Genomic DNA, 14882 nt, shown 5'->3' with positions numbered 1-14882 from the left:
ACTAAATCTATATAGAAAAATGTCCCAAAAAGTAAATATAATTAGGAATTTGTAAAAAAATGTAGTATAATGTATACATATGATATCAATAAAAAGTATTATTTTACAAATATAGGGGTGATTATATTTATGAAAAAGTTGAGATGTATCTCGGTAATGAATGTATTAAGTGGATTAGAATCAATATATATAGATATTAAAAATAATAATTCTGGTAATAATGAAGTTTTTATACCTTTGCTAGAAGTGTATAATGATATGTTATTAAAAAAAGATAAGATTAATAGAAAAAACTTAAAAGTTTTTAAGAAATACATAAAAAAAAGAAATATTATGTTCTATAAGAAGAATAAAAATAATTTTTCTATAATAAAAAATATAAAGAGATGTAAAGCCTATGATTATGAAAATGCTTTAAAACATCTTGAGGTTTTAGTAAAAGCTAATGATTATTTAATTGATAAAATTAAAGAAAATAAAGAAGTAGAAATAAAAATTATGGCTAGTTCTCTTCAAAATTATCCGAGTTACATTTTGTCAAGGGGAATATGTAAGGAGATGTCTGGGGAAGAGTTTTATAATAAGTATTTATGCTATTATCCAAGAATATATAAAACTCCTTTTTTAGAAGAGTATAAGGAATTATTTTACTAATAATAAGTTAAGTAAAAAAGCGTACTATTTTTAATAAAAAAAAATAGAAATTTTAAAAACACAAACGTATCTGTAATTATAAATGTTTACAAGTATGTTTGTGTTTTTGTTTTTTTTTGATATTTTTTTGTATCCCCTGGGGATACAAAATTAATTGTTAAATAATATATTTTTATTAACTTCCTTTTCAAAGTATTTCATATCATCTTCTGTAAGAAAGGCTGAATATGGAACTATAAGATATTCATTTCCTTTGAACAATATATAATAACATTGCTCGGTCTTCTTAACTTCATATATTTGTGAGAATAGTCTAATATAGCTACTATAATCTTTATTGACAGTTATGGAATCTCTATAGATTTTAATTTGAACGTACTCTTCTGATGGTACATGCCCTTCCTTTACCATAGTTTCTATTAAAATCTTATTTTTTTTGTTTAATGACTTTTTTGTAGTAAATAAATTAATTAGTGCAAAGAAGAATATAAGTGCACTAATAGCTAAAGGAAGAAGACTTGGAATTTTACCAAGTAAGAATCTATTAAGTATTAGATACATTGTTATGGATAAACACATTAAAGAAATAGATTTATTCCATTTTGCTTTTGATATTATCACGTCATATGTATCATGAAAACTTCCACACTTTAATAGACAATCTACAACTTGTTCTCGTGTGATTTTATATTCAAATAACATACAAATTTCACCTTCTTCACAAGAATTATTTAAAAGAAAAGATTTCTTTTAATTTTTCTATATCTACATCTTTAGCTGCATAAAAAGGAATAATTAAATCGGGACCTCCTTGTAAGCTAATAAAAAGCAAATCTTCTATCACTTCAGTTTTAAAAATAGAAGATATTTTGAGTGTGCGTTTATAATATCTATTATCAATGGTAATATATTCATTATCAATGCTAACTTTCATAGTTTCATTTACTAATAGATCTCCTTCTGATATCATCTCCATAAGTAGTCTTCTTAAATTAATAAGAGATAATTTTGGATAAGCATAAAAGAAGAGGCAAGCTGTCATAAGAAATATAAAACTAAATACAGTAAAAAATATAGACATAACTCTATCAATTAGAGATATTCCAAGTATGTATAGTAATATAACTTGTATCCCTGATGCTAATAAGAATAATATTGCAGGGATATATCTTATAATATTAGTTTTCCTTTTATATTCTTTGGAAGAAAAACTAATAAGTGAATAGCATTTTAGCCATTGTTCTAGTGTATTTTCATAAGTTATATCAATCATTAGTTTAGCCCTCCTTTTTTGCCATCTAGTATCATATTTACAAACTCATTTTTTTCATTATCATCTTTAAAAGCTTCACATGGAATGATTAAAGAAAAATTTCCTCTAAATGTTATGTACAAACACGTACTTATATTTTCTATTCTATTTACAGCAAATATTGGAATTGTATTTATATCATTATTTCTCATAACAATAAGTAAATCACCATTAAGCTTAACCTTTGTTTCTTCATCTAATAAATATTGATTTATAGTATTAAGTATTTCTTTTTTTTGATGAGATAAAAATCTTTTAGGAAAAGTAAAATGATTTATTAGTGAAGCTATCGCAACTATGGAAATTAATGTTGTGAGAATTATTATTATAGTTATATCTTGATCATAAATATTTACTATATATAATGAAGCACAATAATATATAATCCCTAATATAAAAATTGAAGTAAAAATCCATCTAGAAATGTTCATTTCTATTTTTGATGATTTATATGACTTTCTATGATGTAAATAGCAATCTAATAATTGCGATAGTGTATTTTTATATTTAATTTCTATCATATATACCTCCATAACAATTATTTATATATATAACATAATATTACTATACGTGTGCAATATTTGTCAAAAAAATAATTCAAAACACGAAAAATGGCGATAATGATATTGAATGTAAGGATGGAATAGAATGATAAAACACATGTTTTAACTATAGAACAGAGTGTTTTACAGGTGAGTTATTGGAAGCCACCTGTAAAGGTGAAGTCTTTTGGGTAGATAAAGATCAATTATGTAACTTAGAATTATGGGAAGGATTTTTAGAAGGATTCACTGTATATAATGATAATTATGATAGTGGAATAAAATTTCTATAATTAAATTATTGTGATATTCTTATACAAATCTATATTAAAGATATACTCTTTGTATAGATTTGTATAAAAATTTGAGATATTAAAAAGTTTATAATAATCATTTCATAAAATCTTCTTTAAAAATATTATAGTATAGCTCTGTTACTTCTTTATTATCAAGAAGCACTAATTTCTCCGTTCTTTTAAAACTAAAATTAAATCCACATTTTTCGATTACCCTTTTAGATCTATTGTTGAAATCATAGTGTCCACACCATATTAAATCTAAATTAAGATTATTAAATCCGTAATCTAATAGACATTTTACAGCTTCAGGAATAAAGCCTTGTCCCCAAAACTTTGGATTTAATACATAACCAATTTCTTTTTGATTTAGAGAGCTTAGAGTTTTGTCAGGTTTTCTATCATGAAGACCAATGCTACCAATAACTTTTTTTTCAGATATAAGTTCTATTGCATAGGTATCATCATTTTTTATAAACATTTCTATAATCTCTTTACTTTTTTCTTCACTTTCATGTATGGGCCATCCTGCATTGGGACCAACTAAATCACTTTTAGCATATTCATATAAATCTTTGCTATCAGTTTTTTTCCATGGTCTTAGTAATAATCGTTCTGTATATAATGACTTCATTGTTCCTCCTATAGTATTAAAAGTAAATTTAAACAAATTATATCATTTTAATTAATTATATAAAAGATATTTGTACATGATCTAATTACTCTTTTTGTATGGCGTTATATAGAATATTAATTTATTCACATAAAATAGATTTTATCATAATAATATTATTGGCAAGAAATAAATATGAACTTAGCAATATATGAAACTATATTATGTAACCAAAGATCCTATAGGAAAATATAATAGAAATGAAAGTAGTATATTTAGTTGCTAAGTTAGATATAACTAGAGCATCAAATAGGGTATATGTACGTGTTGAGTTGAACACTAATGATGGTGAAATATAATATATGGAGATACACAAAAGAAAGTAAAGAAGAGATAAATCATATTCTCTTAAGGGTTACTCTAAGCAGAACTGAGGATGATATAAATCTCCAAAATAGTGATATAAGCCAAGAAAAAAGTAAACGGCACGGACACCAAATGCTATTTTAAGAAAAATATTGGTATAAAAGTAGAAGGAGATTATGTATATGAAATTACAGATGTTTAATATAAATAATTCAACATCTAGCAATGTAATAAGTGGTAAATTTAAAATTATTAACACTGATTCAAATTCAGTAAATTTATCAGATATTAAAATTAGATATTATTACACCATAGATAGCAAAAGAGAACAAAATTTTTGGTGTGATTATTCATCTATGAATGTTGGATATAATAACACTTCAATAACTGATAAGGTAGTAGGAACTTTTTGCAAATTAGATACTGTTTTAAAAGGTGCAGATTATTATCTTGAAGTTGGATTTAAGACAGATGCACCAATGCTTCCATCTGGAGGAACAGCAGAAATTCAATGGCGTTTTGCCAAAGCAGATTGGACAAACTATGATCAAAATAATGATTACTCTTTTAATGGTTCAGCAACTGGACTAGTAGATTGGGATAAAGTAATACTATTAGTAAAAGATGTAGTAGTAAGTGGTGAAGTCCCAACAGAAGAAGTAATTATCCCTCCTGAAGATTTAAATCCTAAAATTAAAGTAGAGATGTTTAATGTTAATACTCTAATTACCTCTAATTCAATCACTCCTAAAATTAGGGTTACTAATATTGGTAATATAGATATAAATCTTTCAAAATTAAAATTAAGATATTATTTTACTAGTGATAATAATAAGTTGCAACAATTTTGGTGTGATTATGCTAATGTTCAAGGTAATGGATATAAATCCATAACAAGTAGCGTTAGTGGTGAGTTTGTAAATTTTGTTCCAAGTCAAAAGAATGTAGATAGCTATTTAGAGATTTCTTTTAATGATGAGGTCACTTCATTGGAAGTAGGTGGAATATTAGAAGCACAAATTAGATTTGCAAAGGTTGATTGGTCAAATTTTGATCAAAGCAATGATTATTCTTTTAATAGTACAGCATCAAATTATATTGAATGGAGCAAGGTTACAGGCTATGTAAATGGAAATCTTGTATGGGGTGATGAACCAAGTGGACAAGGAGTTATTTTGGATTCTGAAATATCACCAATTGAAGCTGTAGTGGATTTAAATTCTCCAGAAGATATAGTTATAACTATGACTCTTAATGGAAATGTATTTAAAGGAATAGATGGATTAGTTGAAGGAAAAGATTTTGTTTTAAAAGGTAATGTAGTAACTTTAAATAAAAGTTATTTAGAAACTCTCGTAGCAGGAACTGTATTGTTAAGATTCAATTTTAGTGCAGGAAGTTCAAAAATATTAACTTTACTAGTGAAAGCTAAGGAGATTCCAGCAGGAGATAATCTAATTGTTACTATTGATTCAAAAGAAGCAATGGTAGGAGAGACAATTACAATTCCAGTAACAATAAGTGGCATCACTGAAAAAGGATTAAATGCTAATAATTTCGCATTAAAATATGACAAAGAAATTTTTGAAAATGTAGAAGTAGAACCAGGAGAAATTTGTGTAAATTCTGATTTAACCTTTGTTTACAATGTTGATAAAGAAAGTGGAGTAATTTATGTTATGTATTGCGACTCTACAGGGGAAGGATTAGAAGCAATAACTACTGATGGTGTATTTATGAATATAAAGGCAACAGTAAAGGAAGATGCAAAAGCTGGTACTACAGAAATTACAGTTGAAGATAAAGGTGTTTTTGCAGATATTGATATGAAGGTTTATGATGTGGAATTTATTTTAGGCATCATTAATATTAAAGAGAAAGATATACCACCTATTGAGGAAAAGAAACTTTCTGTAGAAATCACTTCTATGTCTGGAAAGCAAGGTTCTAAAATAATAATACCAGTTGTAGTATCAGGAATAGATAAAGACAAATTAAATGCATTCAATTTTGCTTTAAGTTATGATAAGGCTATTTTTGAGAATGTTGCTGTAGAAGCAGGTGAAGTTGCTGTTAATCCTACTTTAACTTTTGTTAGTAATGTAGATGCTGAGTCAGGAACAATTTATGTTATGTATTGTGATTCCACAGGAGATGGCACAGAAGCAATAGCTTCAGATGGTGTTATTATGAATGTTATATTGTCAATAAAAGAAGATGCAACTAGTGGTACTACAGAGGTGAAGGTTTCTGATAATGGAGTTTTCGCTGATATTAACAGTGTAGTATATACTACAACTTTTAAAAATGGCGTAATAACAATATTAGAAAAGGAAGTTCCACCAGTAGTAGAGGATAAATTTACTTTAGCTATAGAATCTAGTAAAGGAAAAGCAGGAGATGAAGTAATTATACCATTAGTATTAAAAAATGTACCTGATAGTGGTATAGCAAATTTTGATTTTAAAATTAAATATGATGGCAATATTTTAGATGTGACTTCAGTATCTGCTGGTAGTATAGTTACAAATCCTAAATTGAACTTTAAATATAATGTTAATACTAGTAGCAATTTAATTTATGTAACTTTTATAGACTTTGAAGCCTATGGAAATGATCTAATTAAAGAAGATGGAGATTTAGTAAATATAACATTCAAAGTAAAAGAAGATGCTTTAAGTGAAAAAACTATAATCGCTACAAGTGGTGATGTTAATTTTGCTGATTATGATGGTAATACTTTAGAGATTATTTTCAAAGAAGGTTCAATTGAAATAGCTTAACTAAAGAAATTGTGCACTTTGCCGCAAGACTTGTGCACAAATTATAGGAGAGAAATTATGAAGAGAAAAAATGTATTTAATTTATTAAAGAAAACTTCCTATAGAAGTGCTTTAAATAACATTAATATAAGTATAAATACTGAAGAAGAAGTAAGAAAAATAAGCCCATATATTTATGGAGTGAATTATGATTTTCTAGATAATGAAGGTGATATTCCTAAAGTTGCTACAGCTTGTAGATTGGGTGGAAACAGATTTACAGGATACAACTGGGAGAATAATGCATCAAATGCGGGAAATGATTGGATGCATTATAGTGATAATTATTTAACTATGAATTTACCAGAAAGTGATGAAAATATACCAGGGAAAGTTGTAACTAATTTTAAGGACTATTGTATCAACAAAAATATTCCCTATTCATTTGTAACAGTTCAGATGGCTGGGTATGTTTCAAAAGATAAAGATGGAAGTGTTTCAGAAGAAGAAACAGCACCATCAGATAGATGGGTAAAAGTTCTTAATAGAAGTAACAAGGAATATCCATCATCACCAGATTTAAATGATGATTATGTTTATATGGATGAATTTATAAATTTTCTAATTAAGAAATATGGTGATGCGTCAACAATAAATGGTATAAAAGGTTATTGTCTTGATAATGAGCCTGGATTATGGTCAGAGACACATCCGAGAATACACCGAAACAAGGTAACTTGTGCAGAGTTAATTGAGAAATCTACAGATACAGCAAAGATGGTTAAAGATCTAGATAAATCTGCAGAAACTTTTGGCCCTATTTTATATGGAATGACAGCTTATAATAGCTTGCAAGAAGCTCCTGACTGGTCAACAGTAAAAGGAAATTATAAGTGGTTTGTAGACTATTATTTAGATGAAATGAAAAAGGCAAGTGACACTGATAATAGACGACTTTTAGATGTATTTGCTTTTAATTACTATTCAGAGGCTACTGGTGGTGGATCTAGAGTAGCTTTTGGGGATGATTCTACAAATATTGAATGTAATAAAGCAAGGATACAAGCTCCTAGAACTCTTTGGGATTCCAGTTATACAGAAGACAGCTGGATTGGCAAATATCTAAAAGACTTTATTCCTATATTACCAAAGATGAAAGATTCTATAAAGAAATATTATCCTAACACAAAACTAGCAATACTGGAATATAATTTTGGTGGTGCTGACCATATATCTGGTGGAATAGCACAAGCGGATAGTTTCGGTATATTTGCTAATGAAGATTTGTATTTAACTAGTTATTGGCCTTTAAGTGGAGGCACTAATTATGTTGAAGCTGCCTATAATTTATATAGAAATTATGATGGTAATAAATCAACTTATGGTGATATTCATGTTAAAGGTAACACTTCTGATAGTGAAAACTCTTCTGTTTATGCATCATTAGATAGTACTGATGATTCTAAGTTGCATATAATTCTTATAAACAAAAACTATGATTCTGATATAACAGTAAATGTTAATTTAGAAAGTAGTACAAGATATTCTAATGGTAAGGTATGGGCTTTTAATGACAATAGTAGTGACATTAAAGAACTACCTGAAGTAAACAATATTGATTCTAATAAATTTTCGTATAACATTCCTAAACTTACAGTATGTCATATGATTTTAAATAAAGAGAATTCTATAGTTGATACTACTATTGGGGATATCAATAATGATGGAACTATTAATGTATTAGATTATTTAGAGATGCAAAAATATGTTATTGGAAAAATAGATAATATAGATTTTAAAGTAGCAGATTTAAATAAAGATAATAAAGTTAATAGTACAGATTTATTATTGCTTAGAAAATTTTTGGTAAAGAAAATAACTGAATTTTAAGAAAAGATATAAAGGAGAAAATTTCAATGGAAGAGAAAGAATATAAAAAACGTTTTATAGATTTGTGGGAAAAAATACACGATGATAAAAATGGATATTTCAAAAAATTTAATGTTAATGGAAAGTCATTAAAAGTTCCTTATCATTCAATAGAAACTTTAATGTGTGAAGCACCAGACTATGGTCATGAGACTACTAGTGAAACTTTTAGTTATTATATATGGCTTGAAGCTATGTATGGTAAGCTTACAGGAAATTTTGATAGTTTTAAAGATTCATGGGAATCAACTGAAGCTTTTATAATTCCTCATGGTAAAGGACAAAATGGTATTGGAGCATACAATCCAAGTAGTCCTGCAACATTAGCAAATGAATATCCAACTCCAGATAAGTATCCTAGTAGATTACACTTTGGAGAAGCTGTTGGACAAGATCCTATTAATAATGAGTTGAAGAATGCCTATAATTCTTCAGAAATGTATGGTATGCATTGGTTACTTGATGTAGATAATTGGTATGGATATGGAGATGATACTGCTCCTGTTTATATAAATACTTTTCAAAGGGGACCAATGGAATCAGTATGGAGAACTATTCCTCATCCATCAATAGAAGAATTTAAATATGGTGGAAGAAATGGATTTTTAGATTTATTTACTGGAGATAATAATTATTCAAAACAATGGAGATATACTATTGCACCAGATGCTGATGCACGTGCTATACAAGCCACTTATTGGGCTGATATCTGGGCTAAGGATCATGGTAAAAATGTAGATGAAGAAGTAAGTAAATCAGCTAAAATGGGTGACTATTTAAGATATTCTATGTTTGATAAGTATTTTAAAAATATAGGAATAGGATCTAATTCTCCATCTAATACAAGTCAACATTATCTATTATCATGGTATTATGCATGGGGTGGTGGAATAGAAGCAAATTGGGCATGGAAAATAGGATGTAGTCATAATCACTTTGGATATCAAAACCCAATGACTGCATGGATACTAACAAATATAGATGCTTTCAAGCCTAAGTCTTCTAACGGTGTATCAGACTGGAAAAAGAGTTTAGAGAGACAATTAGAATTTTATCAATGGCTTCAATCTAGTGAAGGTGCTATTGCTGGAGGTGCAACTAATTCTTATATGACAGAGGCAGGTAGCTATCAAAAATATCCTTCAGATTTGCCTACTTTCTATGGAATGGCTTATGATTGGAAACCAGTATACCATGATCCACCAAGTAACAACTGGTTTGGAATGCAAGGTTGGTCAATGGAACGTGTTGCTGAATATCTTTATGAAACTGGAGATAAGAAAGCAATGACTTTATTAGAAAAATGGGTTAAATGGGTAAAATCTGTTATAAAACTTTATGACAATGGTGATTTTGAGATTCCTAATAATTTAGAGTGGTCAGGTAATCCAGATAATTGGACTGGCTCATATACTGGCAATCCTAATCTTCATGTTAAAGTATCTAGTTATGGAAAAGACCTTGGAATAACTGCTGCTGTAGCTCAAACACTTCTATATTATAGTGCAGCAACTAAAAAATATGGAAATTTTGATAAAGAAGCTAAAGATTTAGGTAAAGAGTTATTAGACCGTATGTGGAATTTATATCAAGACGATAAAGGATATTCTGTAGAAGAGGAAAGAGAAGATTATAGTAAATTCTTTGAAACAGAAGTTTATGTTCCATCAGGTTGGAGCGGAAAGATGGCTAATGGAGATGAGATAAAGTCTGGAATTAAGTTCTTAGATATTCGTTCAAAATATAAAGATGATCCTGATTATGATAAAGTACTACAAGCATATAAAGGAAATAAAGCTCCTGTATTTAGGTATCACCGTTTCTGGGCAGAAGCTTCTATAGCTATTGCAAATGGAGTATATTCAATTTTATCAGAAGAATTTGGCGATGTTGAAACTTTAAAAGGAGATATTAATGGAGATGGTACTATCAATGTCTTAGACTATGCACTATTACAACAATATCTAGTAGGTAAATCTGTTATTATAAATAAAGAAAATTCAGACATTAATGGAGACGGAAAAATTAATAGTACAGATCTTATGCTTCTTAGAAAACTAGTTCTTAATAGAGCATAATAAGGAGGGATTTACATGTCTGGAAAATTAGTAGGAGCAGGTAACCTAATTAAAAATAGCACTTTTGATGGTGGGGTAGGACTTCCTTGGACTACAGTGGAAACTTATCCAGCTCATGCAGAATTTGATATAGAAAATGGAAAATATAATGTTACAATTGTGACACCACCGGATGAAAATAGAAGCAAAGATACTAGATGGGCAATTCAACTTCGTCATAGAGGACTTGTATTAGAGCAAGGGCACACTTATACTGTACAATTTACTGTAACATCTACAGCAGATTGTAAGGTGTATCCTAAAGTAGGTCAACAAGCTGAACCATATCTTGAATATTGGAATTATCACAAGAATTGGGAAACTGTAGATGTAAGGGCTAATGTACCAACAACTATAACTGAACAATTTACAATGACATCAGCAACAGATAGAACTGCAGAATTCACTTTTCACCTTGTAGGTGATTGTCTTGCGTCAACTCTTCCTTATACTGTATCTTTCGATGATATTTATCTAAAAGATCCATTATTTCAAGGATATGAGCCTGAGATACCAGAGCCTACTAATGGAGTTCGTGTAAATCAAGTAGGATATTTCCCTAATTTGAAGAAAGAAGCTGTATTAGTTTCTAGTGAAAATAACCCCGTTGGTTGGAAACTAGTAGATTCTAATGGAAATGCAGTGTATAGCGGAAAAACTACAGTGTTCGGCTATGATAAAAATTCAGGAGATAATATTCATTTAATAGATTTTTCTAATTATACTAAGGCAGGAAAGTATAAGATAGTAGCAGATGAATCTGATGAAACTCCAAAGGAAAGTATGACATTTGAGATTTCAAAGGATATCTATTCTATTATGAAAGATGATGCAATGAAGTATTTCTATCATAATAGAAGTGGTATTGAGATAAAGATGCCTTATTGTGGAAGAGCAGATTTAGCAAGACCTGCTGGTCATCCAAGCGATATTATGGCTACTGCACCTGGAACTTGGTATCCAGATAGTTATAAGTTGGATGTAACTGGGGGATGGTATGATGCCGGTGATCATGGTAAGTATGTAGTAAATGCCGGTGTGTCAACTTGGACATTGTTAAATCAATATGAAAGAGCAAAATATGCTGGTGAGGATTTAACAAAGGTACCACTTGGAGATAACACTATGAATATACCTGAAAGTGGTAATGGCAAACCTGATATTTTAGATGAAGCAAAGTGGAGTTTAGACTTTATGTTAAAAATGCAAGTTCCAGATGGATATAAATATGCTGGAATGGTGCATCATAAAGGTCATGATGAATTTTGGACTGCTCTTGGTATACGTCCAGATCAAGATCCACAAACTCGTTATATTAAGCCACCAAGTACTGCAGCAACTTTGAATTTAGCTGCTGTTGCGGCGCAAGGTGCTCGTATTTATAAAGAGTTTGATAGTGCTTTTGCATCTAAATGTCTTGTAGCTGCAGAAAAGGCTTATGATGCTGCTATAAAAAATCCATCAATCTATGCACCGGAAGAAGATAGTATTGGTGGAGGAGCTTATAATGATAATTATGTAAAAGATGAATTTTACTGGGCAGCATCAGAATTGTATATTACAACTGGTAAAGAAAAATATTTAAGTGATATTAAATCATCAAAACACTATCTAGAGGTGCCAACAACTTTAACAGCAGGAACTTCAACAGGAAATCGTGGTGCTTTTGATTGGGGGAATGTAGAAGCACTTGGTACTCTTTCATTAGCTATTGTTCCAAATAATTTATCAAATACAGAAGTAGAAAAGGCAAAAGAAAATATTAAAAAGGCAGCTGATGAATTTATTAATATAGCCAAAAACGAAGGTTATGGAGTTCCTTTAGATGATAGTTTATTATCAAAGAATATTAAAGGATATCCATGGGGATCAAATTCATTTATAATGAATGAAGCAATTGTTATGGCATATGCTTATGACTTTAGTGATAAAAAAGAAGCAAAATATATTAACGGTATTATTAAATCAATGGATTATTTACTTGGATGTAACCCTAATGTACAATCTTATGTTACTGGTTATGGAAGTAATCCACTTGAGAACCCACATCATAGATTCTGGTCATATCAAACAGATAGTACTTTCCCTAAAGCACCTAGTGGATGTATATCTGGAGGACCTAACTCTGAACTTCAAGATCCATGGGTAAAAGGCTCTGGATGGAAAGCAGGAAGCAGACCACCACAAAAATGTTTTATGGACAATATTGAATCATGGTCTACTAATGAAATAACAATTAACTGGAATGCACCATTTGCATGGCTAACCTCTTATCTTGATACCAATGCCAATACTGGTAGCACTCCTGTTATTGAAGTAAAGTATGGAGATATTAATGGTGATGGAAAAGTAAATTCAACTGATTTACTTTTGATGAGAAAATATATTGTAGGTATAAGCAAGACTTTTGCTTATGAAAATGGTTTTGTTGCAGCAGATGTTGATGGAGATAAATCAATTACTGTTCTTGATTATGATAAGTTGAATAAATTCATTTTAGGAAAGATTTCAAAATTCCCTATTGAAAATTAAAGTAAAAAGCCCTAGAGAATATTCTCTAGGGCTTTCTATAGATAGGTTGGCGCACTATCTACAATACATTAAATTATGAAATAACTATTTTGGTAATTTATTTTGGATAATAAATTAATATACTAATGCCATGGTTACTCCTCCTTATTAATAATTGTATCTCCTGTCCTTGTTTATATTATATCTTGTTGATATTACCGATTTCTACAATTTATCCTATAAGGCAATGTTACAGGCATATTTAGCATTTTGAAAAACTTTTATACGTTCACGACAAAATTTAAGCATTTCACGAAATATTTTGGCTAAAATTGAAAAGCTTTAATGATTTTGTTAAGTAGTATATAATTTTAAGTACAGAAAATAATATTATGAGGTGAGATTTATGAAAGATACTTTTACTTTTGACTTAGAAAATGCTATGGATAACTTATATAAAGGGGGAGCTTTTCTTACTGTTGGAGATAAAAATAAAGCTAATACTATGACTATAACTTGGGGAAGCGTAGGATTTATGTGGAGAAAACCTATGTTTATGGCACTTGTAAGAGAATCAAGATATAGTAGTGAATTTTTAGGATTAGACAAAACATATACAGTAAGTATTCCTTATAATGGAACAATGAAAAAAGCATTAGGAATATGCGGTACTAAATCTGGTAGAGATGTAGATAAAGAAAAAGAAGCTAATATAAAGTTTGTTCCAAGTAAGATAGTGGATACTCCTATTATAGAAGGTTGTGACAAATATTATGAATGTAAAGTAGTATTTAAGCAAGAGATGGATTTATCTAATATAGATGCAGATATTAAGGCAAGTTGTTATCCTGAAAATGAAACAAAGCATGTTCTTTATTTTGGAGAGATTTTAACACAATATTAATTAAAGTTATGTACCTCTTTTTAGTATCAGTGGATATACTGATATTATAAATAAAGAGGGAGATGTTTTGATGTTAAAGTTACCACTAAAAAAGAATATTGGCATATCATTATTAACAAATCTTATTCCTCCCGGAGATATCGATAAAGAGGCGCAAGTAAAAAAGTATGTAGAAGTAATAGAAAATAAGGTTGATAACAATGGCATAATAGTTACTGGAGTCTTTAGGCGAGCTATATTATATACTGGCATCGATAACGTTGGTGAATCAGTAGAAGTTATCTTAGAGGATGAGACTATGTTTAATGTAGTATTTAATTTAGAGAGTAGCATAAATAATAAAATAAATGCTGTAGCTAAAATAAAGGAATCTGAGAATGAAGAATTTATTTGTTTAGGTATAGATTTTGGTAAAAATACTGCAGGAAAGTATTTTGGAGAATATGTTATAGAAGTTACTATAATCTAGTATTATTTTTAAAGGTATAAGCAATATTGATTGTTATTTATACCTTTATTTTGTATTACAACGTGGAAATAATTTAATGATAAAACAAATTTTATTGAATATAATAGTAATAGTTGATAATATTTACATAAAGACGACTGGTAATATGTCAAGATAAAAAAACTTTAAAATTGGAAATTTTCTAGTTTGTCTTATTAAAAAAAGGGTAACTTTAATAAAGCTCATTCTGATTCCAAAATTTTATAGGGAACCAGACGGCAAAAGTGACTATTAAATTGTTATTTTATCAACTACCTCGTTAGAGGTATAGAGTTGATTATTTCGTAGCAATGAAAAAATCAATCTTACAAGTTTTCGTCCAGTTAGTGCGAGTGCCCTTTTATGTTTGTGAATTAATGCTTCATCAT

At 29.1% G+C, this 14882-nt stretch carries 11 protein-coding genes and 1 pseudogene; 7 read left to right on the top strand and 5 right to left on the bottom strand.

The genetic code is table 11. The features are described from left to right. Window positions 1-129: 129 nt before the first annotated feature. Window positions 130-654 carry a hypothetical protein gene (locus KQI30_RS12530; RefSeq protein ID WP_216463685.1) on the top strand — a complete coding sequence of 175 codons (525 nt, stop codon included), beginning with the start codon at window positions 130-132 and terminating at the stop codon, window positions 652-654. Between the two features lie 150 nt (window positions 655-804). Here the strand turns inward: KQI30_RS12530 and KQI30_RS12525 are convergent, their stop codons facing one another. The 4 genes from KQI30_RS12525 to KQI30_RS12510 all read right to left on the bottom strand — a co-directional run bounded on the left by KQI30_RS12525 (window position 805) and on the right by KQI30_RS12510 (window position 3438). After that, the gene (locus KQI30_RS12525; protein WP_216463684.1) at window positions 805-1356 is read right to left on the bottom strand and encodes a YcxB family protein; all 552 of its coding nucleotides are present in this window, start codon (window positions 1354-1356) and stop codon (window positions 805-807) included. Between the two features lie 25 nt (window positions 1357-1381). After that, window positions 1382-1927, bottom strand: a complete 546-nt coding sequence (locus KQI30_RS12520; RefSeq protein WP_216463683.1) for a hypothetical protein — start codon at window positions 1925-1927, stop codon at window positions 1382-1384. Next, entirely contained in the window at window positions 1927-2487 is a 561-nt protein-coding gene (locus tag KQI30_RS12515; RefSeq protein ID WP_216463682.1) for a hypothetical protein, read from the bottom strand. Before KQI30_RS12515 ends, KQI30_RS12520 begins: the two co-directional genes overlap by 1 nt. Window positions 2488-2898: 411 nt before the next feature. Continuing rightward, window positions 2899-3438, bottom strand: a complete 540-nt coding sequence (locus KQI30_RS12510) for a GNAT family N-acetyltransferase (protein ID WP_216463681.1) — start codon at window positions 3436-3438, stop codon at window positions 2899-2901. A gap of 527 nt (window positions 3439-3965) precedes the next feature. On the opposite strand from KQI30_RS12510, the gene KQI30_RS12505 reads away from it, so the two are divergent. The 6 genes from KQI30_RS12505 (at window position 3966) to KQI30_RS12480 (ending at window position 14475) form a co-directional block, all read left to right on the top strand. Then, window positions 3966-6566: a cohesin domain-containing protein gene (locus KQI30_RS12505; RefSeq protein WP_216463680.1), complete on the top strand. Its 2601-nt coding sequence runs from the start codon at window positions 3966-3968 to the stop codon at window positions 6564-6566. Between the two features lie 57 nt (window positions 6567-6623). Beyond that, window positions 6624-8435, top strand: a complete 1812-nt coding sequence (locus KQI30_RS12500) for a glycoside hydrolase family 44 protein (RefSeq protein WP_216463679.1) — start codon at window positions 6624-6626, stop codon at window positions 8433-8435. Window positions 8436-8461: 26 nt separating this feature from the next. Further along, a complete protein-coding gene (locus KQI30_RS12495; RefSeq protein WP_216463678.1) occupies window positions 8462-10552 on the top strand; it encodes a glycoside hydrolase family 48 protein in 2091 nt (696 codons plus the stop codon). A gap of 15 nt (window positions 10553-10567) precedes the next feature. Beyond that, on the top strand, window positions 10568-13123 hold the full coding sequence (locus KQI30_RS12490) for a glycoside hydrolase family 9 protein (protein WP_216463677.1): 2556 nt from the start codon (window positions 10568-10570) through the stop codon (window positions 13121-13123). 385 nt (window positions 13124-13508) lie between these two features. Beyond that, complete coding sequence (locus KQI30_RS12485; protein WP_216463676.1) at window positions 13509-14006, top strand: flavin reductase; 498 nt, start codon at window positions 13509-13511, stop codon at window positions 14004-14006. Window positions 14007-14076: 70 nt separating this feature from the next. Next, window positions 14077-14475, top strand: a complete 399-nt coding sequence (locus KQI30_RS12480) for a hypothetical protein (protein WP_216463675.1) — start codon at window positions 14077-14079, stop codon at window positions 14473-14475. Window positions 14476-14745: 270 nt separating this feature from the next. On the opposite strand, the pseudogene KQI30_RS17190 reads toward KQI30_RS12480, so the two are convergent. After that, window positions 14746-14882, bottom strand: a pseudogene (locus tag KQI30_RS17190) (IS110 family transposase); the annotation flags it as partial.

This window comes from Clostridium bornimense (assembly GCF_018917145.1).
Lineage (GTDB): Bacteria > Bacillota > Clostridia > Clostridiales > Clostridiaceae > Clostridium_AN > Clostridium_AN bornimense_A.
The sequence above is the reverse complement of the archived record's forward strand: the minus strand, read 5'-3'. Positions and strand labels throughout refer to the sequence as shown.

What these genes read in the sequence shown, in the direction of transcription:
- KQI30_RS12520 (WP_216463683.1), bottom strand. Translation starts at nt 1,927, where the DNA reads ATGATTGATATAACTTATGAAAATACACTAGAACAATGGCTAAAATGC.
- KQI30_RS12510 (WP_216463681.1), bottom strand. Translation starts at nt 3,438, where the DNA reads ATGAAGTCATTATATACAGAACGATTATTACTAAGACCATGGAAAAAA.
- KQI30_RS12500 (WP_216463679.1), top strand. Translation starts at nt 6,624, where the DNA reads ATGAAGAGAAAAAATGTATTTAATTTATTAAAGAAAACTTCCTATAGA.
- KQI30_RS12485 (WP_216463676.1), top strand. Translation starts at nt 13,509, where the DNA reads ATGAAAGATACTTTTACTTTTGACTTAGAAAATGCTATGGATAACTTA.
- KQI30_RS12530 (WP_216463685.1), top strand. Translation starts at nt 130, where the DNA reads ATGAAAAAGTTGAGATGTATCTCGGTAATGAATGTATTAAGTGGATTA.
- KQI30_RS12525 (WP_216463684.1), bottom strand. Translation starts at nt 1,356, where the DNA reads ATGTTATTTGAATATAAAATCACACGAGAACAAGTTGTAGATTGTCTA.
- KQI30_RS12480 (WP_216463675.1), top strand. Translation starts at nt 14,077, where the DNA reads ATGTTAAAGTTACCACTAAAAAAGAATATTGGCATATCATTATTAACA.
- KQI30_RS12495 (WP_216463678.1), top strand. Translation starts at nt 8,462, where the DNA reads ATGGAAGAGAAAGAATATAAAAAACGTTTTATAGATTTGTGGGAAAAA.
- KQI30_RS12505 (WP_216463680.1), top strand. Translation starts at nt 3,966, where the DNA reads ATGAAATTACAGATGTTTAATATAAATAATTCAACATCTAGCAATGTA.
- KQI30_RS12515 (WP_216463682.1), bottom strand. Translation starts at nt 2,487, where the DNA reads ATGATAGAAATTAAATATAAAAATACACTATCGCAATTATTAGATTGC.
- KQI30_RS12490 (WP_216463677.1), top strand. Translation starts at nt 10,568, where the DNA reads ATGTCTGGAAAATTAGTAGGAGCAGGTAACCTAATTAAAAATAGCACT.